This is a genomic window from Cupriavidus necator A5-1 (genome assembly GCF_000744095.1).
GTDB lineage: Bacteria > Pseudomonadota > Gammaproteobacteria > Burkholderiales > Burkholderiaceae > Cupriavidus > Cupriavidus necator_A.
Genome location: NZ_JQLI01000001.1, coordinates 3,137,345 through 3,158,943 on the forward strand (window position 1 = coordinate 3,137,345; position 21,599 = coordinate 3,158,943).

Annotated in this window: 22 protein-coding genes; 12 read left to right on the forward strand and 10 right to left on the reverse strand. The window is 69.1% G+C overall.

Features of this window, described 5'->3' with window-relative positions; all coding sequences use genetic code 11:
* The first annotated feature begins 41 nt into the window (after positions 1-41).
* Together K307_RS13980 and K307_RS13985 are read left to right on the forward strand one after the other, a co-directional pair.
* Entirely contained in the window at positions 42-2,036 is a 1,995-nt protein-coding gene (locus tag K307_RS13980; protein WP_042878978.1) for a PAS domain-containing hybrid sensor histidine kinase/response regulator, read from the forward strand.
* Positions 2,037-2,145: 109 nt separating this feature from the next.
* Positions 2,146-3,135: a Bug family tripartite tricarboxylate transporter substrate binding protein gene (locus K307_RS13985; RefSeq protein WP_042878980.1), complete on the forward strand. Its 990-nt coding sequence runs from the start codon at positions 2,146-2,148 to the stop codon at positions 3,133-3,135.
* A 15-nt stretch (positions 3,136-3,150) separates the two neighbouring features.
* Here the strand turns inward: K307_RS13985 and K307_RS13990 are convergent, their stop codons facing one another.
* Together K307_RS13990 and K307_RS13995 are read right to left on the reverse strand one after the other, a co-directional pair.
* On the reverse strand, positions 3,151-4,005 hold the full coding sequence (locus K307_RS13990) for an IclR family transcriptional regulator (RefSeq protein ID WP_042878981.1): 855 nt from the start codon (positions 4,003-4,005) through the stop codon (positions 3,151-3,153).
* Entirely contained in the window at positions 4,002-4,811 is an 810-nt protein-coding gene (locus K307_RS13995) for an IclR family transcriptional regulator (protein WP_042878983.1), read from the reverse strand. Before K307_RS13995 ends, K307_RS13990 begins: the two co-directional genes overlap by 4 nt.
* 302 nt (positions 4,812-5,113) lie before the next feature.
* Between K307_RS13995 and K307_RS14000 the strand changes: the two genes are divergently transcribed.
* The 4 genes from K307_RS14000 (at position 5,114) to K307_RS14015 (ending at position 9,605) form a co-directional block, all read left to right on the forward strand.
* Positions 5,114-6,073, forward strand: a complete 960-nt coding sequence (locus K307_RS14000) for an MBL fold metallo-hydrolase (RefSeq protein ID WP_042878985.1) — start codon at positions 5,114-5,116, stop codon at positions 6,071-6,073.
* 45 nt (positions 6,074-6,118) lie between these two features.
* Positions 6,119-7,849, forward strand: a complete 1,731-nt coding sequence (locus tag K307_RS14005; RefSeq protein WP_042878986.1) for an FAD-dependent oxidoreductase — start codon at positions 6,119-6,121, stop codon at positions 7,847-7,849.
* Between the two features lie 33 nt (positions 7,850-7,882).
* A complete protein-coding gene (locus tag K307_RS14010) occupies positions 7,883-8,119 on the forward strand; it encodes a DUF2783 domain-containing protein (protein ID WP_042878987.1) in 237 nt (78 codons plus the stop codon).
* Positions 8,120-8,258: 139 nt separating this feature from the next.
* Complete coding sequence (locus tag K307_RS14015; RefSeq protein ID WP_042878989.1) at positions 8,259-9,605, forward strand: MFS transporter; 1,347 nt, start codon at positions 8,259-8,261, stop codon at positions 9,603-9,605.
* 56 nt (positions 9,606-9,661) lie between these two features.
* Here the strand turns inward: K307_RS14015 and K307_RS14020 are convergent, their stop codons facing one another.
* Entirely contained in the window at positions 9,662-9,970 is a 309-nt protein-coding gene (locus K307_RS14020) for a hypothetical protein (protein WP_022538918.1), read from the reverse strand.
* A 186-nt stretch (positions 9,971-10,156) separates the two neighbouring features.
* On the opposite strand from K307_RS14020, the gene K307_RS14025 reads away from it, so the two are divergent.
* Positions 10,157-10,378, forward strand: coding sequence for a DUF2188 domain-containing protein (locus K307_RS14025; RefSeq protein ID WP_042878991.1), 222 nt, complete (start codon positions 10,157-10,159; stop codon positions 10,376-10,378).
* A 55-nt stretch (positions 10,379-10,433) separates the two neighbouring features.
* Positions 10,434-11,801: an erythromycin esterase family protein gene (locus tag K307_RS14030; protein WP_042878994.1), complete on the forward strand. Its 1,368-nt coding sequence runs from the start codon at positions 10,434-10,436 to the stop codon at positions 11,799-11,801.
* Between the two features lie 101 nt (positions 11,802-11,902).
* On the opposite strand, the gene K307_RS14035 is transcribed toward K307_RS14030, so the two are convergent.
* Genes K307_RS14035 through K307_RS14050 form a run of 4 tightly spaced genes read right to left on the reverse strand, consistent with a single transcriptional unit; the run spans position 11,903 to position 14,202 of the window.
* A complete protein-coding gene (locus tag K307_RS14035; RefSeq protein ID WP_042878995.1) occupies positions 11,903-12,202 on the reverse strand; it encodes a hypothetical protein in 300 nt (99 codons plus the stop codon).
* 24 nt (positions 12,203-12,226) lie between these two features.
* A complete protein-coding gene (locus tag K307_RS14040; RefSeq protein WP_042878996.1) occupies positions 12,227-12,505 on the reverse strand; it encodes a BON domain-containing protein in 279 nt (92 codons plus the stop codon).
* 12 nt (positions 12,506-12,517) lie between these two features.
* The gene (locus tag K307_RS14045) at positions 12,518-13,066 is read right to left on the reverse strand and encodes a BON domain-containing protein (RefSeq protein WP_042878998.1); all 549 of its coding nucleotides are present in this window, start codon (positions 13,064-13,066) and stop codon (positions 12,518-12,520) included.
* Between the two features lie 23 nt (positions 13,067-13,089).
* The gene (locus tag K307_RS14050) at positions 13,090-14,202 is read right to left on the reverse strand and encodes a flavodoxin family protein (RefSeq protein WP_080745019.1); all 1,113 of its coding nucleotides are present in this window, start codon (positions 14,200-14,202) and stop codon (positions 13,090-13,092) included.
* 274 nt (positions 14,203-14,476) lie between these two features.
* Here K307_RS14050 and K307_RS14055 point away from each other — a divergent pair, with 274 nt between their 5' ends.
* The 3 genes from K307_RS14055 to K307_RS49465 all read left to right on the forward strand — a co-directional run bounded on the left by K307_RS14055 (position 14,477) and on the right by K307_RS49465 (position 16,087).
* Positions 14,477-15,094 (forward strand): DUF421 domain-containing protein, encoded by a 618-nt coding sequence (locus K307_RS14055; RefSeq protein WP_042878999.1) that lies wholly within the window; start codon positions 14,477-14,479, stop codon positions 15,092-15,094.
* A complete protein-coding gene (locus K307_RS14060; protein ID WP_051974878.1) occupies positions 15,091-15,678 on the forward strand; it encodes a CinA family protein in 588 nt (195 codons plus the stop codon). Before K307_RS14055 ends, K307_RS14060 begins: the two co-directional genes overlap by 4 nt.
* Before the next feature lie 235 nt (positions 15,679-15,913).
* Complete coding sequence (locus K307_RS49465) at positions 15,914-16,087, forward strand: hypothetical protein (RefSeq protein ID WP_230625666.1); 174 nt, start codon at positions 15,914-15,916, stop codon at positions 16,085-16,087.
* Between the two features lie 101 nt (positions 16,088-16,188).
* Here K307_RS49465 and K307_RS14070 read toward each other — a convergent pair whose 3' ends face one another.
* From K307_RS14070 to K307_RS14080, 3 genes are all read right to left on the reverse strand, one after another.
* On the reverse strand, positions 16,189-16,815 hold the full coding sequence (locus tag K307_RS14070; protein WP_051974879.1) for a hypothetical protein: 627 nt from the start codon (positions 16,813-16,815) through the stop codon (positions 16,189-16,191).
* Positions 16,816-16,954: 139 nt separating this feature from the next.
* Positions 16,955-17,398, reverse strand: coding sequence for a PA2169 family four-helix-bundle protein (locus K307_RS14075; protein WP_042879000.1), 444 nt, complete (start codon positions 17,396-17,398; stop codon positions 16,955-16,957).
* 37 nt (positions 17,399-17,435) lie between these two features.
* Complete coding sequence (locus K307_RS14080) at positions 17,436-17,888, reverse strand: hypothetical protein (protein WP_230625668.1); 453 nt, start codon at positions 17,886-17,888, stop codon at positions 17,436-17,438.
* 298 nt (positions 17,889-18,186) lie between these two features.
* On the opposite strand from K307_RS14080, the gene K307_RS14085 reads away from it, so the two are divergent.
* Positions 18,187-21,597, forward strand: coding sequence for an alpha-1,4-glucan--maltose-1-phosphate maltosyltransferase (locus tag K307_RS14085; RefSeq protein ID WP_042879002.1), 3,411 nt, complete (start codon positions 18,187-18,189; stop codon positions 21,595-21,597).
* Positions 21,598-21,599: the final 2 nt, after the last annotated feature.

The following is a 21,599-nucleotide window of genomic DNA, read 5'->3' on the forward strand; positions in this document are numbered from 1 at the left end:
CCCCCGAACACATATCGGGAAAACGCCGTTCAGGACATGCCATGAAAAAAGCCCCCGCCGACCCGCAGGACCTTGCCGGAACCGCCCGCGGTCAAGCCGCCGGCCCCGTGTCGGCGGAGATCCCGGCCGGCGCGCCGCGCGATGCGCAAGCGGACCTTTCGGCCGATGCGTCCTATCGGACCCTGGTGGAATCGATCCAGGACTACGCCATCTTCACGCTCGACGTCGACGGCCACGTGTCCAGCTGGAACAAGGGCGCGGCACGCATCAAGGGCTACACCCGCGAAGAGATCCTGGGCAAGCACTTCTCGCAGTTCTACACGCCGGATGCGATCGCCCGGCACTGGCCCGGGGCCGAACTGAAGGCGGCCGCCGAGATGGGCCGTTTCGAGGACGAAGGCTGGCGCGTGCGCAAGGACGGCACCCGCTTCTGGGCCAACGTGGTGATCACCGCGCTGAGGAACGCCGACGGCCGCCTGATCGGCTTCGGCAAGGTCACACGCGACATGACCGAGCAGCGCCGCAATGCCGAGGCGCTGCGCCAGAGCGAAGAGACGCTGCGCCTGCTGGTCGAAGGCGTGAAGGACTACGCGGTCTTCATGCTCGACCCCGGCGGCCATGTCATCAGCTGGAATTCCGGCGCGTCATACATCAAGGGCTACCGCCGCGACGAGATCATCGGCCGCCATTTCTCCGTGTTCTATCCGCCCGAGGACGTCGCCGCCGGCAAGCCGGCCCGGCACCTGGAGCGGGCCAGGCGCGGCGGGCGCATCGAAGACGAGGGCTGGCGCGTGCGCAAGGACGGCTCGCTGTTCTGGGCCAATGTCACGCTGACCGCCGTCTACGACGAATCGCGCGCGCTGCGCGGCTTTGCCAAGGTCACGCGCGACATGAGCGAGCGCCGTCGCCGCGAGGAGCTGGAGCGCTCCAGCCAGCGCATGAACGAGTTCCTCGCCACGCTCTCGCACGAGCTGCGCAACCCGCTGGCGCCTGTGCGCAGCGCGCTGGGCGCCATGCGCCTGGCCCCCGGCGACGACTCGGTCGCCGAAAAGAGCCTGCGCCTGATCGAACGGCAGGTGGGCCACCTGAGCCGGCTGGTCGACGACCTGCTCGATATCGGCCGCATCACCTCCGGCCGGATCGAGCTGCGCACCGAGCCGGTCGAGTTCAACGAGATCGTCGCGCTCGGCATCGAGGCCGCGCTGCCGGCGCTGGAAGCCAAGTCGCAGCGAGTGGACGTGCAGACTCATGCCAGCGCGATCCCCATGAATGCCGACAAGACCCGGCTGGTTCAGGTGATGCAGAACCTGATGCTCAACGCGTCGAAGTTCTCGCCGCCGGGATCGTCGATTGCGATCGTCACCACCATGCAGAAGCGGACGCTGCTGATACAGGTGATCGACCAGGGCCGCGGTATCGCACCGGAGGCGCTCGAAGACATCTTCAACCTGTTCGTGCAGGAAAGCCGGCCGGGCACGGACACGCAGGGCGGGCTGGGCATCGGCCTGTCGCTGTGCCGCTCGCTGGTCGAACTGCACGGCGGCACCATTGCCGCCAGCAGTGCCGGCCCGGGGCTGGGCAGCACCTTCACGCTGCGCCTGCCGCTGCCGGCCTCGCATGAAAACACTACGCCGCAGCCGTCCCGGCCCGCCGCGCAGGCGCTGCAGGCGCAACGCATCCTGCTGGTCGACGACAACCGCGACGCCGCCGACAGCCTGGCCATGCTGCTGGAGATGTGCGGCCACGAGGTGACCATCGCCTACGACGGCGCCGAGGCGCTGCACGTGGCGCCGCGCTGCCGCCCGCAAATCGCGCTGATCGACCTGGCCATGCCGGGCATGGACGGCTTTGAGGTGGTGCAAGCCATGCGTGGCGTGGCCGGCACCGAGCAGACGCACTTCGTGGCACTGACCGGCTTTGGCCAGCCCGCCGACCGGAAGCAAACCGAAAAGGCGGGCTTTGACGCGCACCTGGTCAAGCCGGTGGAGCTGGAAACGCTGTTCGGCACCATCGCCCGGCTGCAGCATCCGGAGTGACGCGTTCCCCGCGCCAAACCCCATCTTCGCCAATGCCAAACCCGCGGCCGCGCGCGCTGCGACACACTGACGGCCGTTCCATCGCACAAGACACAGAAAGGAGACAGCGATGCAGGGTTGGAAGGTGGGGATCAGGCGCGCAGCCACGGGGCTGCTGATGGCGTTCGCCGCCACCGCGGCGGGGACCGCCCTGGCGGACTATCCGGACAAGCCGGTGCGACTGGTAGTGCCGTTCCCGCCGGGCGGCGCCACCGACCTGCTGGCGCGCGAGATCGGCAATGCGCTGTCGGTGCGGCTGCATCAGCCGGTGGTGATCGACAACCGGCCCGGCGCCGGCGGCAACCTGGCGGCGATCGCCGTGGCGCGCGCGCCGGCCGACGGCTACACGCTGCTGTTCGGCACCTTCGGATCGCTGGCGGTCAACAAGAGCCTGTATGACAAGCCCGGCTACGACCCGCTAAAAGACTTCGCCCCGGTGGCCCCGGTGGCCTACCTGCCCAACGTGCTGGTGGTGCACCCAAGCGTGCCCGCGCGCAATGTGCAGGAGCTGCTGGCGCTGGCGCGCAAGGAGCCGGGCAAGCTGACCTATGGCTCGTTCGGCAATGGCTCGTCGTCGCACCTGGCGGGTGAGCTGTTCACGCACCTGGCCGGGGTCAACATCACGCACATCCCCTACAAGGGCAGCGCGGCGTCGATGACCGACCTGATCGGCGGGCGCATCACCATGATGTTCGACAGCGTCTCGACCGCGCTGCCGTATATCCGCGACAACCGCGTGCGCGCGCTGGCGGTCACCACGCAGAAGCCCTCCGACCAGCTCCCCGGCGTGCCCACGCTGGCCACGGCCGGCGTGCCCAACTACGAACTGACCGCCTGGTTCGGCGTGGCCGCGCCGGCCGGCACCCCCAAGGCAGTGATCGACCGCCTCAACGGCGAGATCGTGGCCGCGCTGAAGCAGCCGGAAATGGCGGCAAAGCTGGCCAGCCAGGGCACGGTGCCGTTCCCGGCCACGCCGGCGCAGTTCGGCAGCTATATCCGCGCGCAGTACGAGAAATGGGACGCCATTGTCAAGGGCGCCAATATCCGGCTCGATAACTAAGCCAACCGGCCAGCTTCACTGGGCCTTCAGCGCCCCGAAGCGCCACGACAGCCGCCGCGCCGCCTGCCGCACCAGTGCGGCGGTGGCGCCTTCGGTGCTGCTGTCGAAGCTGCCGCTCGAGCCCATCACCGCGATCACCAGCGCCAGGCTGCCGGTATGGTCGAACACCGGCGCAGCCAGCGTGTCGATGCCGGGCACCGGGTGGCTGAGCGCATTGTCGACCTGCGCGGCACGCACGCGCGCCAGCCGTTCGGCATAATCCCGGGCCAGCTTGCCGCCAGCGGCGAGCCCTTCCGAGGCCGCCGCGCCGGCCATGCGCAGGTGGTCGGATTCCAGCAAGCCCGCCAGCACATTCTCCGGCAGGCAGGCCGCCACCGTGCGGCCGATCGCGGTATGGACCAGCGACAGCACCGTGCCCACGCGCAGGCTCACATGTTGCGGGCGTGCCGCCTCCTCCAGCCGGACCACGGTCGGCCCCAGCGGCCCCAGCACCGCCATCGCCACGCTCAGGCCGGTGGCCCCGGCCAGCTCGATCACTTCCGGCTCGGCCTCGCGCGTGGGCGACAGCCGCTGCAGCGCGATCAGGCCCAGTTCCAGGCCGAGCGGCCCGCACAGGTAGTTGCCCGCGCCGTCGCGCGCCAGCAGGCCGGTCTTCTGCAGGCTCACCAGGTGTGGGAAGGCCTTGGCCGCGGGCATGCCTGCCGCCAGCGCCAGGTCGCGCAGCGCCAGCGGCCGGCCCGCCGCGACCAGCGCGGACAGCAGTTGCCCGGTGCTGTCGAGCGACTGGATGCCGCGTTGCGGCTTGCCGCCTTCGGTTTCCCCGTCGGGGGATTGCGGGGCTTCTGCGATCGGATCTTTCGCACGCGTCATGCCGGACGTCCCTGTTCCTGCCGCAGCGCGGCGCCGATGTCCGTGGCCGCCGCCTGCAGCGCCTGCGCGGCCGCGCCGCGCCAGTCAACGTCGATGGCGCCGGTCGAGCCGACCAGGGTCAGCACCAGTCGCAGCACGCCGGCGGCGTCCAGCACCGGCACGCTGAGGCTGCTGACGGCGGGGCTGGGGGTATCGATGCTGCGCTCGATGCCGCGCTCGCGGATGGCCTGCAGCGCTGCGCTGAAGGCGGCCAGCTCGGCCTCCGTCGCGCCCGGCTGCTGCACGCGCCATAGCGGCTGCCATTGCGGCGGCGGCTGGAAAGCGCAGAACACGCGCCCGGTGGCGGTGGCAGCCAGCGCCATCACCGTGCCTACGTGCAGATTCACATGCAGCGGCGCGCTGGCCGGCACATAGCGCACGATGGTCGGCCCCTGCGGGCCGGCAATGCTGATCGCCACGCTGAAGCCGGACCCCTGCGCCAGCGCATCCACCCGCGGCAGCGCCGCGCGGTAGGCCGGGTCCTGCTCCAGGTGCAGCAGGCCCAGCTGCAGCGACAGCGGCCCGGGCTCGTAGCGGCCTGACAGGTGGTCGCGCTTGATCAGGCCCAGCCGCGTCAGGCTGACCAGGTAGGCATGCGCCTGCGCTGGCGCCAGCTGCGCGGCCTCGGCCAGCGCGGCCAGCGGCATCGGCGTGCGCGCGGCGGCCAGCGCGGCCAGCAGGCGCCCGCCCACCTCCACGCTCTGGATGCCGCGCTGCGTCTTGTCGGCTACCTGCGTACCTTCGTCTCCCGCCTTGCGCCTGGCCATTGCCGTCCTGTGTGATCGGAAAACCCGGATATTAATCGAACGCCTCTGGCGAGCGCTCCTAGGGGGGTTTACCCGCGCCTGTCCCGGGCCCTTTCATGCCGACTCCTGCACACGGCAAATATTTATCATAGGCTAATCGTTTCGCTATTGATTAATTTTCGAACGTTTCCTAAGATTGCACTACCCCGTCGCACCAGTCGTGACACATCCATAGAAACGGGGCGAGACAGCCCGCGTGGCCCCGCTGCGCATCACTGCATGTCCGTGCGCCGTCTCGCCGCCCCACACAGAGGAAAGACGCCATGTCCAAGGCATTCGCATCCCAGGCCGACCTGGAAGAAAAGCAGATCACCTTTACCCAGCTTTCCGAGAACGCCTGGGCCTACACCGCCGAAGGCGATCCCAACTCGGGCGTGATCATCGGCGACGACGGCGTGCTGATCGTCGATACCACCGCCACCCCGGCGATGGCGCAGGACCTGATCGCCCGCATCCGCAGCATCACCGACAAGCCGATCAAGTACGTGGTGCTGTCGCACTACCACGCGGTGCGCGTGCTGGGCGCGTCGGCCTACTTCGCCGAAGGCGCGCAGCAGATCATCGCCAGCCGCGGCACCTGGGAAATGATCGTCGAGCGCGGCGAAGCCGACATGAAGTCCGAGATCGAACGCTTCCCGCGCCTGTTCGCCGGCGTCGAGACCGTACCTGGCCTGACCTGGCCGACGCTGGTATTCGAGAAGGAAATCACGCTGTTCCTGGGCAAGCTGGAAGTGCGCATCGCCCACCTGGGCTCGGGCCACACCAAGGGCGACACCGTGGTCTGGCTGCCGCAGCAGAAGGTGCTGTTCTCCGGCGACCTGGTCGAGTACGACGCCGCCTGCTATTGCGGCGACGCCCAGCTGGAGGACTGGCCGGCCACGCTGGACGCGCTGCAGGCGCTCAATCCGGAGAAGCTGGTGCCCGGCCGCGGCCCCGCGCTGACCACGCCGGAGGAAGTGAAGAAGGGCATCGCCTACACCAAGGACTTCGTCACCACGCTGTTCCAGTCCGGCAAGGAAGCCGTGGCCGAGAAGCTCGACCTGAAGGCCGCGATGGCGCACACCCGCCGCGCGATGGATCCCAAGTTCGGCCACGTCTTTATCTACGAGCACTGCCTGCCCTTTGACGTCTCGCGCGCCTACGACGAGGCCAGCGGCATCCGCCACCCGCGCATCTGGACCGCCCAGCGCGACAAGGAAATGTGGGCCGCGCTGCAGGATTGAGCCATAGAGGACACAAGCAACAAAGACGTGGATGGAGACACAAGCATGAGCAGCATCGACTACCAGCGGCTGTCGTTCGAGTACCAGCCCTGCGCGGAACAAGCGGCAGGGGCCGACCCTGCCATCCACCCGGTGGTGGTGGTAGGCGCCGGGCCGATCGGCCTGGCCACCGCCATCGATCTGGCGCAGCGCGGCGTGCGCGTGGTGCTGGTCGATGACGACTGCACGCTGTCGACCGGCTCGCGCGCGATCTGCTTTGCCAAGCGCACGCTGGATATCTTCGACCGGCTGGGCTGCGGCGATCGCATGGTCGACAAGGGCGTGAGCTGGAACGTCGGCAAGGTGTTCCTGCGCGACCAGCAGGTGTACAGCTTCGACCTGCTGCCCGAAAGCGGCCATCGCCGCCCGGCGTTTATCAACCTGCAGCAGTACTACGTTGAAGGCTTCCTGCTGGAGCGCGCGCAGGCGCTGCCCAATATCGAGATTCGCTGGCACAACAAGGTGGTGGGCCTCGAGCAGCGCCAGGGCGGCACGTCGGACGCGAATGTGGTACTGACCATTGAAACGCCCGAAGGCTGCTATCCGCTGGCCGCGCGCTACGTGGTGGCCGCTGACGGCTCGCGCAGCCCGATGCGCAAGCTGCTGGGCCTGGACAGCAAGGGCCGCACCTTCCGCGACCGCTTCCTGATCGCCGACGTGAAGATGGAGGCCGACTTCCCCACTGAGCGCTGGTTCTGGTTCGACCCGCCCTTCCACCCCAACCAGTCGGTGCTGCTGCACCGCCAGCCCGACAACGTCTGGCGCATCGACTTCCAGCTTGGCTGGGATGCCGACCCGGTGCTGGAGAAATCGCCGGAACGCGTGATCCCGCGCGTACAGGCGCTGCTGGGCAAGGACGTGAAGTTCGAGCTGGAGTGGGTCAGCGTGTACACCTTCTCGTGCCTGCGCATGGACAGCTTCCGCCACGGCAATATCCTGTTCGCCGGCGATTCGGCGCATGGCGTGTCGCCGTTCGGCGCGCGCGGCGCCAACAGCGGTGTGCAGGATGCCGAGAACCTGGCGTGGAAGCTGGCCTATGTGCTGCAGGGCCATGCCGCCGAAACCTTGCTGGACACCTATGCCAGCGAGCGCGAATACGCCGCCGACGAGAACATCCTGAACTCCACGCGCGCCACGGATTTCATCACGCCCAAGAGCGCAGTGAGCCGTGTGTTCCGCGATGCCGTGCTGTCGCTGTCCAGACGCCATGCGTTTGCGCGCGGGCTGGTCAACAGCGGCCGGCTGTCGGTGCCCGCGGTACTGCATGGCTCGCCGCTGAATACGGACGACGATGCCGATGGCTACAGCGGCAACATGGTGCCCGGCGCCGTGTGCTCCGATGCCCCGGTGTCCGGTGCGCAAGGCGAAGGCTGGCTGTTGTCGCACCTGGGCGAGGACTTCACCCTGCTGCTGTTCGGCAACCCCGAAGCGATCGATGCCGGCACGCTCGCCGACCTGGCCGCGCTGAAGCAGTCCGGCGTGCCGCTGCGGCTGGTCTACGTCACCGATGCCGCGCAGCCAGTAATGACATGCTCCAACGCCACCGTGCTGCGCGACGACCAGGGCCTGGCCGCGGCCCGCTACGGTGCCACGCCGGGCACCTGCTACCTGGTGCGTCCGGACCAGCACGTGTGCGCACGCTGGCGCCGCGCCGACCCCGCCGCGATCCGTGCCGCGCTTGCACGCGCCACCGGCGCCGGCCTACGCGCGCCGGAGCCGGGCCGGATAGCCGCCTGAGACGCGTCGGACAGAAGTACAGCGGAGACAACCATGCCCAATACCCTCAACACCCAGCCCAACCTCGCGCGTCCTGACGACTTCTACGAAGCGCTGATCGAGATGCACCGCGACCTCGACGAAGCGCAGAGCCAGGCGGCCAACGCGCAACTGATCCTGCTGCTGGCCAACCATATCGGCGACCACGACGTGCTGATGGCCGCGCTGCATGCCGCGCGCGAAGGCGTCGCGGACATGCCGGCACTTGCTCCGGCCACCGCGCCGGCCTGACCTGCCCCGGGCGCGGCGATGCCGCGCCCGCCCTGCTCTTTCCCTCGCACCAACCTGGGCTAACGCGCGCAAGACGCCGCCCTGGCGGAACCCCACGGCTGCCCGCCGCCGCAGCCATCACCGTACGGAGACAACGTTCATGAGCCATCCGGTCTCAGGGGATCTTTCGTCCCTATCCACCCTATCGCCCCCCGCCACGCTGGCCGCGCACGATGAAGACGCACTCTACCGCAAGGTCTGGCTGCGCATCATCCCGTTCCTGTTCGTCTGCTACGTCGTGTCGTTCCTGGACCGGATCAACATCGGCTTCGCCCAGTTGCAGATGAAGCAGGACCTTGGCTTCAGCGACGCCATGTACGGGCTCGGCGCCGCCGTGTTCTACGTCGGCTACGTGCTGTGCGAAGTGCCCAGCAACATGCTGCTGGCGCGCTTCGGCGCGCGGCGCACCTTCACCCGCATCATGGTGCTGTGGGGCATTGCCTCGGTGGCGATGATGGCGGTGTCCACGCCCACGCAGTTCTATACGCTGCGCTTCCTGCTGGGCGTGTTCGAAGCCGGCTTCTTCCCCGGCATCGTGCTCTACCTGACCTACTGGTTCCCGGCACGGCGCCGTGCCGCGGTGATGGCGATCTTCTTCGCCGGCGTGGCGGTGGCGGGCGTACTGGGCGGGCTGGTATCGGGCTGGATCATGCGCGACATGGCCGGCGTGCTCGGCCTGCAGGGCTGGAAGTGGATGTTCGCGATCGAAGGCGCGCCCGCGGTGCTGCTCGGGCTGGTGGCGGCGCGCTGCCTGGTCGACGGCCCGCAGCAGGCGAGCTGGCTCAGCGACAGCGAACGCGCGCACCTGGCCCGTGCCACCGCCAGCGAGCCGCATGCCGGCGGCCATTCGCTGCAGGCGCTGCGCCAGGTGCTGCGCAACCCGCGCGTGTACCTGTTCGCCTTTATCTATTTCTCGCTGACCTGCGGCTCGCTCGCGCTGAGCTTCTGGATGCCGCTGATGATCCGGGACTTCGGCATTACCGACGTGATGTCGGTCAGCCTCTATTCGGTGGTGCCCAATGCCGTGGGCGCGGTCGGCCTGATCCTGATCGCGCGCCATTCGGACCGTACCGGCGAGCGCCATCGCCACTTCCTGCTGTGCACGGCCGGCGGCGCGCTGGCGCTGGCAGCGTTGACGCTGCACCCGTCCAGCCTGGCTGCGATGCTGGCGATCCTGTCGGTGGCCGCGGTGCTGATCTTTGCCGCGCTGCCGGTGTTCTGGTCGCTGCCGCCCAGCTACCTGCCGGGCGCCGGCACGGCCGCGGGCATCGCCTTTATCAGCAGCATCGGCATCACCAGCGGCATCGTCAGCCCGTGGGTGATCGGGCAGATCAAGACCCAGACCGGCAGTCTCGACAACGCGCTCTACCTGCTGGCCGCGCTGCTGCTGGCCAGCGGACAGGCGATGTGGCTGGGCGTGCCAAGGCTGCCCGCGCAGCGGGCCTGAGCCGCGCCGCGGGTGCCTTCAGAAGCGGGATGTCCGCGCCCGACGGGGCGCGGTCTTCAGTGGGAGCGGCCGCAGGGGATGACGGAGGCGATTTCCTCGCGCATCACCTCGACCACATCGTCGATCTCCAGCCCCTCGGCCGTGACCAGCACATCCTGGCCGCGGCCGATGGCGTAGACCACGCCGCGCCAGCGGCCAGGCTCGACGGCCTCGCACAGGCGGATATTGAATTCGGTGTCCTGGTCCTGGCTATAAACGGTCACCAGGTCGCCAATCTGGGGGGCTTGCACCGCTTCTCCGTCGAACGCCCGGGCCACTACGGTCACCGGCGACTGGGTAAGTCCCCTGGCAAATCTTGCTCGCATGGTCCGCTCCTCTTATTGCGATCCGAGTCAGCTTACAAGAGGAGCTTACAAAAGGCCCGGCAAATAACCAGTAATTTCCGTCATAAAGTGGGGCTTGCTGCCCTTGACCGCTTGTCAGACGCCGCCGGATAGACAGGTCGGCCAGAAGGGCCACAATAAAGGCATTGACAGTCGAGGAGACCGCAAATGGGCACCAACCTACACGTCGTGCCGCATCAGGATGGCTGGGATGTGATCCATGAAGGCGCCCGCTATGCGGAATCGCACCATGCCACGCAGGAAGAAGCGATCGCGGCCGGCACGACCGCAGCACGGCGCGAGCACGTCGAACTGCTGATCCACGGCCGCGACGGCCAAATCCGTTCGCGCAACAGCTTCGGGCGCGATCCGCGCGCCATACCAGGCTGAACCCTGCCGGACACGACCGGCGGCACCGCAGGCGCCGTCGGAACCCTGACCCGACATGCCTGCCAGCCAGGCTGACCTGCACGCCGCGGCCGCGATTGCCGCCGCGTCGATTCCCCTTCCGGCCATCGACGACATGGCCGAAAGCCCCTTTAGCGGTCCGTTTGCCACCACACTGGCGGTGCAGGCCGACGCACTGGCCGCGCATCGGGTGGTGCTGCTGGGCGAAAGCAGCCACGGCACCGCCGAGTTCTACCACGCCCGCGCCACACTGACGGCGCATCTCGTTGCCCGCCACGGCTTTCACATCGTCGCCGTGGAAGCAGACTGGCCCGATGCCGCCGCCGTGGACCGGCACGTGCGCGACCGGCCTGCGCAACCGACCGAATCGCCTGGGGCACCCTTTACCCATTTTCCGGTCTGGATGTGGCGCAACCGCGAAGTGGCGCGCTTTATCCGCTGGCTCCGCGCGCACAATGACACCCTGCCGCCAGCACAGCGCACGGGCTTCTTCGGGCTCGATATTTACAGCCTGCGCGCTTCCATTGCCGCGGTGCTGGCGTACCTGGAGGGCGTCGATCCGGAGGCCGCGCGCGAGGCGCGCGAGCGCTACGCCTGCCTCGAACCCTGGGGGCGCGACCCGGCACGCTACGGCCGCGCCGTGCTGCACGGCACGCACGAGGATTGCGAAGAGGCGGTGATCGAACAGCTGCAGGCGCTGCTCGACAAGCGACTGGCCTATGCCCGCGACGGCCATGAAGACTTCCTCGACGCGGCGCAGAATGCGCGGCTGGTGGCGTCGGCCGAGCGCTACTACCGGGTGATGTACCACGGCAGCGACGACAGCTGGAACCTGCGCGACACGCATATGTTTGAAACGCTGGAACAGCTGCTGCACACGTACGGCCCGCAGTCGCGCGCGGTGGTGTGGGCGCACAACTCGCATATCGGGGATGCGTCGAAAACCGAGATGGGCACGAGGCAGGGGCAACTCAATATCGGGCAGCTGTGCCGCGAGACCTTTGGCGACGCGGCGGCGCTGGTGGGCATGAGCACCTACGACGGCACCGTGGCGGCAGCGACATGGTGGGATGGTCCGATGGAGGTGAAGGCCGTGCGGCCGGCGCGGGCCGACAGTTATGAGCACCTGTTCCACCTGGCCGGGCAGGCGCAGTGCTGGCTCGATCTGCGCGGTGCGGACAGCGGTGTGCTGGACGATGTGCGCAGGTTGCTCATGCCACAGCGGCAGGAGCGATTTATCGGCGTGATCTATCGTCCGGAGACCGAACTGCGGAGCCACTATACGAAAGCCTCGCTGCCGAAGCAGTTCGATGCGCTGCTGTGGTTCGATCGCTCGCGCGCGGTGCCGGCGCTGCCGACGGCTCCCGCGCCGGGGGCACCGGAGATGTGGCCCTACGGGCTTTGAAGGTACTACGGCTACCGATCCCGCTGGTTTGCTCCCCCTCTCCCGCGAGCGGGAGAGGGAGCACACAGGCAGCAGCGAAAAGCTTCGCAGCAACCCACTGCCTACTTCCGTGACTTAGGCGCCTTCGGCTCCGAAGCCGGATAGTCATACCGCTGCGCCGACTGCGGCCCCTCATTGACCGCCGGCGACGCAGGCGTAGCAGGCGTGGCACGCGTGCCGGCACCGCCCGGTGTCGCTGGCGTGGCCGGCGTCGCCCGGCGCGTATCCCCCTGTCCCGGCACGACATCGGAAGCCGATGTGCCCGGCGCACGCATGTCCGCACCCGGGCGCGTGGTGGATGTCTGTGCCAACGCCGGCATGCTCAGCAGCGCGGCCAAGGCAACGATTGCGGCGTGCTTCATGGTGTTCTCCTTCTCGGTGGGCGGTCAACCGCCGGTGCGGTCCGGTGCGACCTGGATATGGTTGACGATGCCGGCCACCCCGGCGCACCCGCGCACGCAGGCCTCCACTGCATCGCGGTCGGCCGCGGTGCCGATGGCGCCTTCAAGCGTCACGCGGCCCTGCGCAACGCGCAGCGATACCTCGCTCACGTCCAGGCCGGCGTCCCACAGCCGCGCGCAACACTCGGCCTGCAGCGCGGCATCGGCCTGCGCCGTGCCTTGCACCCCGCCGGTGTCGCCCGGTTCCGTCGATGGATCTTGCATGGGCGTGTTCGCTCAGTACACCGGCGTGCCGGTCCGCGGCACGCGCAGGTGGTTGGCCACTTCCTTCACGCCGAACACTTCATCGGCGATATCCTCGATCCGGTACTTCTGCTGCCGGTCCGGCACGCTGCCCTCCAGCTTCACCACGCCCTGCTCGACCTTCACCTCGACGTCGTTCAGGTCCAGCCGTGCGCTGCGCGTCAGTTGCTCGCACAGATCCTCCAGGATGCGTTCGTCCGAGCGCTGGTAGTTGCGCGGGCCGACCGGCCGCGCGCGCTGCGGGCCGCCGTGGTACAGGCCCATGCGCTCGTTGTAGCCGGTGAACTGCCGGTACGGGTCGGCCATACCCTGCGGCGCGCGGCGGCGCTCCGGCGGCATCTCGCGCGGCGCGCGCTGCCGCGCGCCGCGCGCCACGTCGAACTCGCCGGGGTCGACCGGCTCGTCATAGTCATAGACCCCATAGGCCCCTACATAGTGGCTGCGCATGTCGGTTTCCGGCACCGCGCTCTCGTGCCACGGTTCGCCGCGCCAGTGGTCTCGTCGCTCGTCTCGGCGGTCCATTGCTGTCTCCCCTGCAGTTGGCATTACTTCTGCCGCGGCGATACCACGCCGCGGTCGGGTTCGCTGAGTTCGCCCGCGCGCAGCTGCCGCACCGCGCACGCCAGCGCCCGCGCCACGTTGTCCACTTCGCCCTGCACGCCGCTGTCCTGGTCGAGTTCGACATGGCTGGTGGCGTAGGGCTTGTAATAGCCGATATAGCGGTCCAGCCGCGCCTGCGAGCCCGCGTCGATCAGCCCCATCCAGTCGAGCCAGTCGGACAGCGAGCGGCGCACGCTTTCGATGCCCGCCACGTCGCCGTGCACCACCAGCCCGTAGGCGCGCCCCGCGAGGTGCTTGGGGTAGTCCCAACCCTCCAGCTCCAGCGACTTGGCGCGCACCACATCCTTGCCCTGCGTCGAGGTCGGATCGGGGTTGCCGCCGTCGGCGCAGACCAGCCGGTCCATCATCAGCTTGAGCGGACTGGTGACCTGGTACCAGTACACCGGCGTGACGATCAGCACGCCATGACAGCCGGCCCAGCGCGGGTAGATGTCGTTCATCCAGTCATTGACCTGGCCCAGCGCATGGTTCGGGTAGCAGCTGCACGGCCAGTGGCACAACGGCATCGAGGTCGATACGCAGCCCTTGCAGGGGAAGATGCGCAGTTCCGCGTCGGAGGTCAGGTGGCTCAGGTCGAGCACGTCCACCTCCATGCCGTCCGCTTCCAGCTGTTGCCGCGCGCGCTCCGACAGGCGCCAGGACTTCGACATCTCGCCGGGGCACGTGTAGTCGTTGCGCGCCGCCGCGCACACCAGCAGCACGCGCGACGCCGTGGCCGCATCGGCCTGGCGCCGCTGCGCGGCCGCGATCGCATCGCTAGCTGCGCGCCATTCGTCGGAGAGTTCATAGTCGGGATCGGCATAGCTCGGCCCGGCCTTATGCTTGCGCGGCGCCTTGCGGCCTTGCTCGTACGCGTCCCAGGCGATGCGCTCGAGCCGGTCCAGCGCCGCAGCCTCCTGCCGGTAGGCCGGGTCGGTGAAGCGCGCGAGAAAGCGCTGTCGGAAGGCATCGCGCGGCAGCGGGCTGGTCACCTGGCCCTTGCGGACGTCGTTGGGGTCGCCAGGGTAGCGCTGCGGCTTTGGCGGCTGCTCGGGCATGGCTGTCTCCATACGTGCTGGTAGCCGGTTGGCATGCAAGATGGACGCCATCGCGGCGCGACGCGGGACACCGCTGTGGCGGCACCGGCGCAGCACGCGCCCACGCAGCTTTTACAAGGCGGCGGCCGGCGCTGCATGTACATTTTTCCCCGCATGGCGCGCGCAATGTGGCCTGTGCAGAGCCTGTACGCCGCGTGCAGGGTGGCATGCCCGATGTGGCGGCCCTGGCACGGAACCTGCCGCCGCAGGCATCGAATCCGCTCCGGATGCCGACATGGACATCATGGAAATTCTTGCCGATGTGATGCGCAACCTCGTAGGCGAAGGCGACGACCTGGCCTGGTGGCAGGGCGCGGTGCGGGCCGCGATCATCTTCGTCGGCACCTGGGCCATGCTGCTGTTGGCCGGCCGACGCGCCTTCGCGCAGAAGACTTCATTCGACCTGTGCATCGTGCTGCTGCTCGGGGCGGTGCTGTCGCGCGCGGTGGTTGGCGCCACGTCGTTTGCGGTGGCGTTCGCGGCGGCGCTGGTGCTGGTGCTGCTGCACCGCGCGGTGAGCTGGCTCGCGAGCCGCTACCCCGCCTTTGACCGCATCACCGGTGGTCATCCGCTGGACCTGCTGCACCAGGGCGAGCTCGACCGCAAACGCGTCAGCCGCGCAATGCTGACTGAAGAGGATTTGAAAGCCAACCTGCGCGCCTCACTGCAGACCGACAGCTTCGACGATCTCAGCCGCGTGGTGCTGGAGCGCGACGGCAAGGTGACCTTCGTGCGCGCGCACAAGGGCCACGCCCCGGCACAAGGTCGCAGCGCGCCTGCCCCCGCGCAGGGCGCACACGCGGTGTCGCGCGGCAACGGCGTGCAGGTCCGTCATCGGGGTACACGACGATGACGCACATTGGCAGCGACAACCAGAGCGTGGCGCGTTACCTGTTGCGCCACGGGCTGCACATGGTGACCGCTGAATCGTGTACCGCCGGGTTGATCGCCTCGCGCATCGCCGAAGTTCCGGGATGCGGCTCCGTCCTGCGCTGCGCGATCGTCGCGTATTCGCCGTGGGCCAAGGAAGAATTGCTGCGCGTGCCACCGGAGACCATCCGCCGCTACGGTCTCACCAGCGAGGAAGTGTCGCTGGCCATGGCCACGGGCGCCATGCAGCTCACCGGTGCCGAGCTGGCGCTGGCCAACACCGGCGTCGCCGATGACGGCGGCGACGGCGACACGCCCGCGGGCACGCAGTGTTTTGCCTGGGTCTTTCGCCGTCCCGGCCATGCCGCACGCAACGTGCTCGACACCACCGCTGGCGTCGCCACCTTCACCGAGACGCGCCGCTTTCCGGGCGAGCGCAACGCCGTGCGCGAAGCCGCGGCCGACTGGGCGCTGGCGCGCATCTGCCACTACCACGAGCTGGCGCGGCGCGGGCAGAGCGGCAGCCGTTTGCGCCTGGCTTCACCCGGCGCGGCAACACACCCGTGACTCGCTGGCTGCGCCGAAACGGCGCACCGGCATTACCGGGGCCCTGGGCCCGACCGACGTAGTCTTGCAATGGAGACCATCATGAAACGCACCCTCGCTACGACGGCACTGGTCGTCGGCACCGCGCTCTGCCTGCCGGCCTTCGCTCAACAAGCGCCTGCTTCGCGCACCGAACCCGAGCGCGCCGCCCATCGAAGGCGCCGGCGCTTCGCGCAACCAGCCGGCCGCCACCGACATGGGTGCCGCCTCGGCCCCAGGCTCGACCAAGGAGATGAAGAAGTCGAAGTCGACCAAGCAGTCGAGCTCGCGCAGCAAGAAGCCGCGCGAACAAGACGCGCCGCCGGCACCGACCGCCGATGCGCCGAGCGGCCCGAAGGGCGATTCGCCGAGCCCGGCACCGAAGCAGTAAGCAGCATCCTTCAGGGGTTGGCCCCGGCAAGGCCCGGGGCCACGGCGGGCGCTCCAGCGGACGGAGGTGCCCGCCGCCACCGGGCGGGCGCGGCCACGCGGCTATAAGCCGCCGCCGCGCGCGGCCCGCGTGGACTGCGCCAGGGCCGCCTCGCGTTCACGCCGGCGCCAGCGCACGCAGCGCCACAGCTCTTCCAGGTAAGGCAGGCCCGCAAGCACCACCACCGCACCCAGCAGCCCGGCCAGGTAGGCGGGCGGCAGTGGCTCGGGCTTGAGCGCCATGCGCGCCGGCTCGCTGCCCAACCCGAACAGGGCCAGGAACTGGCTCCAGTACATCACCACCAGGTACGACGCCGCGGTCAGCGGCAGGACCTCGAGCAGGCTGTGCATGTGCTGCTCGACCGGCGCGATATGGCGCCGCTTGCTGGCGTACTGCACGTCCCACCACGCGGTGGGCTCATGGATCACCAGTGCGGCGAGCACAATGCCGATCACCAGCGCGTTGACCTCGAGGAACAGCACCATCAGCATCGGCAGGCCGACCTCGGCCAGCATCAGCATATGCAGCAGCGATTCGGTGGGACCGGCATTGCGCTCGATGTGGGTGGCGCGGTGGCACAGCCAGTCGGCCAGGCCGGCCAGCAGCCATAGCGGCACCAGGCCGTACATCAGCACCAGGCGGGCGGCATGCTCGAAGGCTTGCAGGTCGGCGGACGTGGCAGTGGGCATGGCGGTGGCAGTGGCGGTGACGGCGGGCAGGGCACGGAAGCGATGACGCCATCCCGCAAGTTCAGTGCCCGCCGGACATCCACACCGCAGCGGCGTGCAATTCGTTCGAATCCTTGTAAGAAATGCGGGCGCCTTCGCGCTAAGGCGTGGTGCGCGCGGAGCGGTACCGTTCGTGCAGCACCCGAAACAGCTCATGGCTGACCTGCACGCCCCGGTAATGGCGCCGCACTACCGCGCGCAGGCGCGAGCCGAGGACATGCGCGCGCAGCGCACGCGCATAGCGCCTTTGCACCGCGTGCTCGCCCTTGCTGATGGCCTGCAGCAGGGCGCGATCAGAACTGCCCTTGCCGATGCCGCGCCCGGACGAGGGGGCCGGTATCGCCACCGACTCAGGCTGTTGTCCCAGGTCCAGCAGGCAGGCCTGGAGCTCTTGCGCGGCCAGCGCAAACGCATTGGCGCGGCTGGTGAAGAGCGACTTCAGGTGCGGATTGGCCGCGGCCATGGCCGCCCTGCGGCAAGCGTGTTCGCCCTCGCGCGAGGCCGCGATCAGCGCATTGAGCAACAGGATCTTTTTCTTCGCCATGGCACACCTGCCCTGGTCCGTGGCCGGACCCGTGAAGTCATCGATCAGGACCGGCTTCCGCCGGCGGTTGTCCGTTGGCACCGGTCCTGCCGCGCGCGGCCCGCACGCCAGGGTCCGACAAGGATAGGTGCCCTTCCCGCCCGGCGCCAACTGCGGAAAACGCGCGGTGCGAGGCCGCCCGCCACGCCTTGCGCGCCACGCGCATGCCGCGCAGGTTCATGACGATCAGGGCCAGCTGCAGCACGATCAGCGCGTACGCATCGCCATGCCACCCCCAGGCAATCCACAGCAAGTTGCTCGCGATGAATACCCAGAAGCCCGCGCGCCGCCGCGCGATCGAGCGCGACCCGACCATCCAGGTGGCGATCACCGTCACCACCATCGCCGGCCATTGCGTTGCCTCCAGCCACCAGTCCATGCGCATGCGCTCCATGTCGTGTTGATCGGTTCGCCCCGCCTTGACGCAGGCGCGCCTGGTCAGCGTTGGCACCTTCCGGTCAACAAGGGCAAGAAGCGTACCGGGCAGTCCACCCCGCCGGCACGGCCGATCCGTTATGCGCGTTCTTTCCATCGGCAAGAACGGCGCGGGTACTTTTTACAAGTAGTTGCCCATCGCGCACATCGTTCGATCGGGCGCTTGCCCTTGAACCGTCTTCGACCGACACTGACTGAAGCAACGCCGGGCGTGCTGGCACGCACTTCGCGTGGCAGTGCCATCCCGCCGGCTGGCCGCGAGGCGCCGGGCGGGGCATTGTTGCTCCAGCGGAGCGAAACCCCGGGAGGACTTTGTGCGGATCTGCCAGATCGACCTGACCGGAACGCCCGACGCCGATGAGCATGCGCTGAAACGCGTGGCGGCGCTGGGCTTCGACCACGTACTGATTGGCGGCTGGCCGCGCCTACTCGGAGAAGACGCTCTCGCGGCGTGCGCCCGGCATGGGCTGGCGCCGCTGCTCGATCTCTCACTGGACCGCTTTACCGCCGACGGCGCGGACAGCGCCGCCGACCCGCGCTGGATCGACACCAGCGCGCCTGCCTTCGCCCCCCACGAAACCGACAACCACATCCCCGGCGCGCGCCTGCGCTGGCACGACCCACAGGTGGCCGAGGCACTGGTGCAGTGGTGGGCGGCGCAGCTGCGCATGGCGTGGGCCGCGGGTGCGGCGGGATTCTGCTGCCGCGCGCCGGCACGCGTGCCTGGCAAATGGTGGGCGGCGCTGACCGCGACGCTGCGCGACGACGCCGTGCCGGAACCGGCGCGCGGTACGCCGCGCTTCCTGGCCTGGACGCCCGGGCTCAACCCCGCGCAGCTGGACGAGCTGGCACCTGCGGGCTTCGACGCCGCCTTCTGCTCGCTGCCGTGGTGGGACTTCCGCAGCGCCTGGCTGACCGAGGAAATCGCGCGCCTGCGCCGCTTTGGCCGCGTCCTGGCCGCGCCGGCGCTGACCCCGGCGCGCCAGGATGCGCTCAGTGCACGGCGTGCGCTGTGGACCGCCGCCGCCATCGGCGACGGCATCCTGGTGCCGGCGGGATTCGAGACCGGAGGCGCGCTCGCCCGCGATCCGCTGGCGCCCGCCGGGGCTGCGCAGGATGGCGCTCCCTACGACATCACCCACGAACTGCTCGAAGCCAATACCTGGCTGGCCGCTCGCGACCCCGCCCCGGCTTTGTCGGTGCGGCTGCTGAGCGGGCCGGACGCGCCCCTGACGGTACTCGCCCGGCTGCCAGCGCCCGACGGCTCCTGCGCCGTGCCCGGCGCCGCTGCCGATGACAGGGCGAACGCCTTGCCCAACGGCGCCGCGGCGCTGGCCGTGGTGGTCAATCCGGATCCGATGGCCCCCGGCACGCTCGGCGCCGACCGCGTGTTGAGCGCGCTGCCGCATGCCAGTGCGCACCTGGAAGCTTCGCCGGGCGGACCGGGCGGCACGCTCGACGGCGCCAGCCGGCTCGATGCGCTCGCCAACATCACGCTGGCGCCCGCCGATATCCGCCTTTATGAAGTGCCGCCAGTGCCGCTGACGCGCCCCGGCGTGCCGCGCCGCGACGCGCGCGAGCCGCACGGGCATGAAACGCTGGCGGCCACCGGGCTGGGCAGCGTGGTGGCGGCGATGGAAGCACCACGCATCGCCATCGAACGCGTCGAGCCCGCCTGCGACGACGGCCGCTTCGCGGTGCGGCGCATCGTCGGCGAGCGCGTCACCGTCAGCGCCGATATCTGGATGGATGGCCACGACAAGCTCGCCGCGGCGGTGCTGTGGCGCGCGCCCGGCGAATCCGACTGGCACGAGGCGCCGCTGCAACCCGTGATCAACGACCGCTGGGAAGGTAGTTTCCCGCTGGTGGCGCTGGGCCGGCATGAATTCACCGTGGAAGCCTGGCGCGATGCCTACGCCACCTGGCTCGACGAAATCGGCAAGAAACGCGCCGCCGGCCTCAACGTGGCGCTGGAGATCGAGGAAGGCGCGCGGCTGGTGGCCGATATGGTGCTGGGGCCCGCCGGCAAGAATGGCAAGAAAGGCAATGGCAGGAAGAACGGCGGAAAGTCGCCCGCGGACAGCGAACTGTCCGCCCTCGTCGATGAACTGACCGAAGCCGCCGGCGACGACGAACGCCGCCTGGAAATCCTGCTGTCGCCGCGCACCGCCGCCGCCGTGCAGACGGTGATGGCCACGCCCGCCGGGCGCCAGTTCGCCTCGCGCCACCCGCTGGCGATGCCGGTCGAGGCCGACCGTCTCGCCGCACGCTACGCCAGCTGGTACGAGCTGTTCCCGCGCTCGCAAAGCAACGACGAGCAGCGCCACGGCACCTTTGACGACGTGATCGCGCGCCTGCCCGCGATCCGCGCGATGGGCTTCGACGTGCTCTACTTCACGCCGATCCACCCGATCGGCCGCACCCACCGCAAGGGCCGCAACAACAGCCTGCGTTCAAAGCCGGGAGATCCCGGCAGCCCCTACGCAATCGGTAACGAGGAAGGCGGCCACGACGCGCTGCATTCCGAGCTGGGCACCTTCGACGACTTCCGCCGCCTGCTTGATGCAGCGGCAGCCCACGGCCTGGAGCTGGCGCTCGACTTCGCCATCCAGTGCTCGCCCGACCATCCGTGGCTGCGCGACCACCCGGAATGGTTCGCGCACCGCCCCGACGGCTCGCTGCGCTACGCCGAGAACCCGCCCAAGAAGTACGAGGACATCGTCAACGTCGACTTCTACGCAGCGCCGCCCGCCGGCGCCGCGCTGTGGCAGGCGCTGCGCGACGTGGTGATGTTCTGGGCCGACCATGGCGTGCGCATCTTCCGCGTGGACAACCCGCACACCAAGCCGCTGCCGTTCTGGGAATGGATGATCGCCGACATCCGCGCGCGCCACCCCGACACCATCTTCCTGGCCGAGGCCTTCACCCGGCCCAAGATGATGGCGCGCCTGGCCAAGCTGGGTTTCAGCCAGTCGTACACCTACTTCACCTGGCGCAACACCAAGTGGGAGCTGACCGAGTACCTGACCGAGCTGAGCCAGGGCCCGCTGCGCGACTTCTTCCACCCGCACTTCTTCGTCAACACGCCCGACATCAACCCCTACTTCCTGCACCACGGCGGCCGCCCGGCGTTCCTGATCCGCGCGGCGCTGGCGACCTTGCTGTCGGGGCTGTGGGGCATGTACAGCGGCTTCGAGCTGTGCGAGAGCGCGCCCTTCGTGCTCGACGGCAAGGTGCGCGAGGAGTACCTGGATTCCGAGAAATACCAGCTGCGCGCGCGCGACTGGCACCAGCCCGGCAATATCGTCGCCGAGATCTCGCGCCTCAATGAGATCCGCGCCAGCCACCCGGCGCTGCAGAACCACGTGGGCCTGCGCTTCTACCACGCCGGCAGCGATGCGGTGCTGTGGTTCGCGCGTTTCGTGCCGGGCACGGACTACCTGTTCGGCGACGACGTGCTGCTGGTGGCGATCAACCTGGACCCGCGCCACGCGCACGAGGCCGATATCGAACTGCCGCTGTGGGAATGGGGCCTGCCGGACCATGCCCGGGTGGCGGTGCAGGAGCTGATGCGCGGCGCGCACTTCGAGCTGCGCGGCAAGCACCAGCACATCCGGCTGGATCCGACGCACCTGCCCTTCGCGGTCTGGCATGTGCGCCCGCTGGAGCGGCCCGCGCCCCGCCCTGCGTCAGTACCGGCATCCACCGACCCGCACGGCGCCTGACA

What these genes read in the sequence shown, in the direction of transcription:
- K307_RS14000 (WP_042878985.1), top strand. Translation starts at nt 5,114, where the DNA reads ATGTCCAAGGCATTCGCATCCCAGGCCGACCTGGAAGAAAAGCAGATC.
- K307_RS13980 (WP_042878978.1), top strand. Translation starts at nt 42, where the DNA reads ATGAAAAAAGCCCCCGCCGACCCGCAGGACCTTGCCGGAACCGCCCGC.
- K307_RS14020 (WP_022538918.1), bottom strand. Translation starts at nt 9,970, where the DNA reads ATGCGAGCAAGATTTGCCAGGGGACTTACCCAGTCGCCGGTGACCGTA.
- K307_RS13990 (WP_042878981.1), bottom strand. Translation starts at nt 4,005, where the DNA reads ATGACGCGTGCGAAAGATCCGATCGCAGAAGCCCCGCAATCCCCCGAC.
- K307_RS14075 (WP_042879000.1), bottom strand. Translation starts at nt 17,398, where the DNA reads ATGGCGAAGAAAAAGATCCTGTTGCTCAATGCGCTGATCGCGGCCTCG.
- K307_RS14010 (WP_042878987.1), top strand. Translation starts at nt 7,883, where the DNA reads ATGCCCAATACCCTCAACACCCAGCCCAACCTCGCGCGTCCTGACGAC.
- K307_RS14055 (WP_042878999.1), top strand. Translation starts at nt 14,477, where the DNA reads ATGGACATCATGGAAATTCTTGCCGATGTGATGCGCAACCTCGTAGGC.
- K307_RS14050 (WP_080745019.1), bottom strand. Translation starts at nt 14,202, where the DNA reads ATGCCCGAGCAGCCGCCAAAGCCGCAGCGCTACCCTGGCGACCCCAAC.
- K307_RS13985 (WP_042878980.1), top strand. Translation starts at nt 2,146, where the DNA reads ATGCAGGGTTGGAAGGTGGGGATCAGGCGCGCAGCCACGGGGCTGCTG.
- K307_RS14045 (WP_042878998.1), bottom strand. Translation starts at nt 13,066, where the DNA reads ATGGACCGCCGAGACGAGCGACGAGACCACTGGCGCGGCGAACCGTGG.
- K307_RS14025 (WP_042878991.1), top strand. Translation starts at nt 10,157, where the DNA reads ATGGGCACCAACCTACACGTCGTGCCGCATCAGGATGGCTGGGATGTG.
- K307_RS14040 (WP_042878996.1), bottom strand. Translation starts at nt 12,505, where the DNA reads ATGCAAGATCCATCGACGGAACCGGGCGACACCGGCGGGGTGCAAGGC.
- K307_RS14030 (WP_042878994.1), top strand. Translation starts at nt 10,434, where the DNA reads ATGCCTGCCAGCCAGGCTGACCTGCACGCCGCGGCCGCGATTGCCGCC.
- K307_RS13995 (WP_042878983.1), bottom strand. Translation starts at nt 4,811, where the DNA reads ATGGCCAGGCGCAAGGCGGGAGACGAAGGTACGCAGGTAGCCGACAAG.
- K307_RS49465 (WP_230625666.1), top strand. Translation starts at nt 15,914, where the DNA reads ATGGGTGCCGCCTCGGCCCCAGGCTCGACCAAGGAGATGAAGAAGTCG.
- K307_RS14070 (WP_051974879.1), bottom strand. Translation starts at nt 16,815, where the DNA reads ATGCCCACTGCCACGTCCGCCGACCTGCAAGCCTTCGAGCATGCCGCC.
- K307_RS14035 (WP_042878995.1), bottom strand. Translation starts at nt 12,202, where the DNA reads ATGAAGCACGCCGCAATCGTTGCCTTGGCCGCGCTGCTGAGCATGCCG.
- K307_RS14005 (WP_042878986.1), top strand. Translation starts at nt 6,119, where the DNA reads ATGAGCAGCATCGACTACCAGCGGCTGTCGTTCGAGTACCAGCCCTGC.
- K307_RS14060 (WP_051974878.1), top strand. Translation starts at nt 15,091, where the DNA reads ATGACGCACATTGGCAGCGACAACCAGAGCGTGGCGCGTTACCTGTTG.
- K307_RS14015 (WP_042878989.1), top strand. Translation starts at nt 8,259, where the DNA reads ATGAGCCATCCGGTCTCAGGGGATCTTTCGTCCCTATCCACCCTATCG.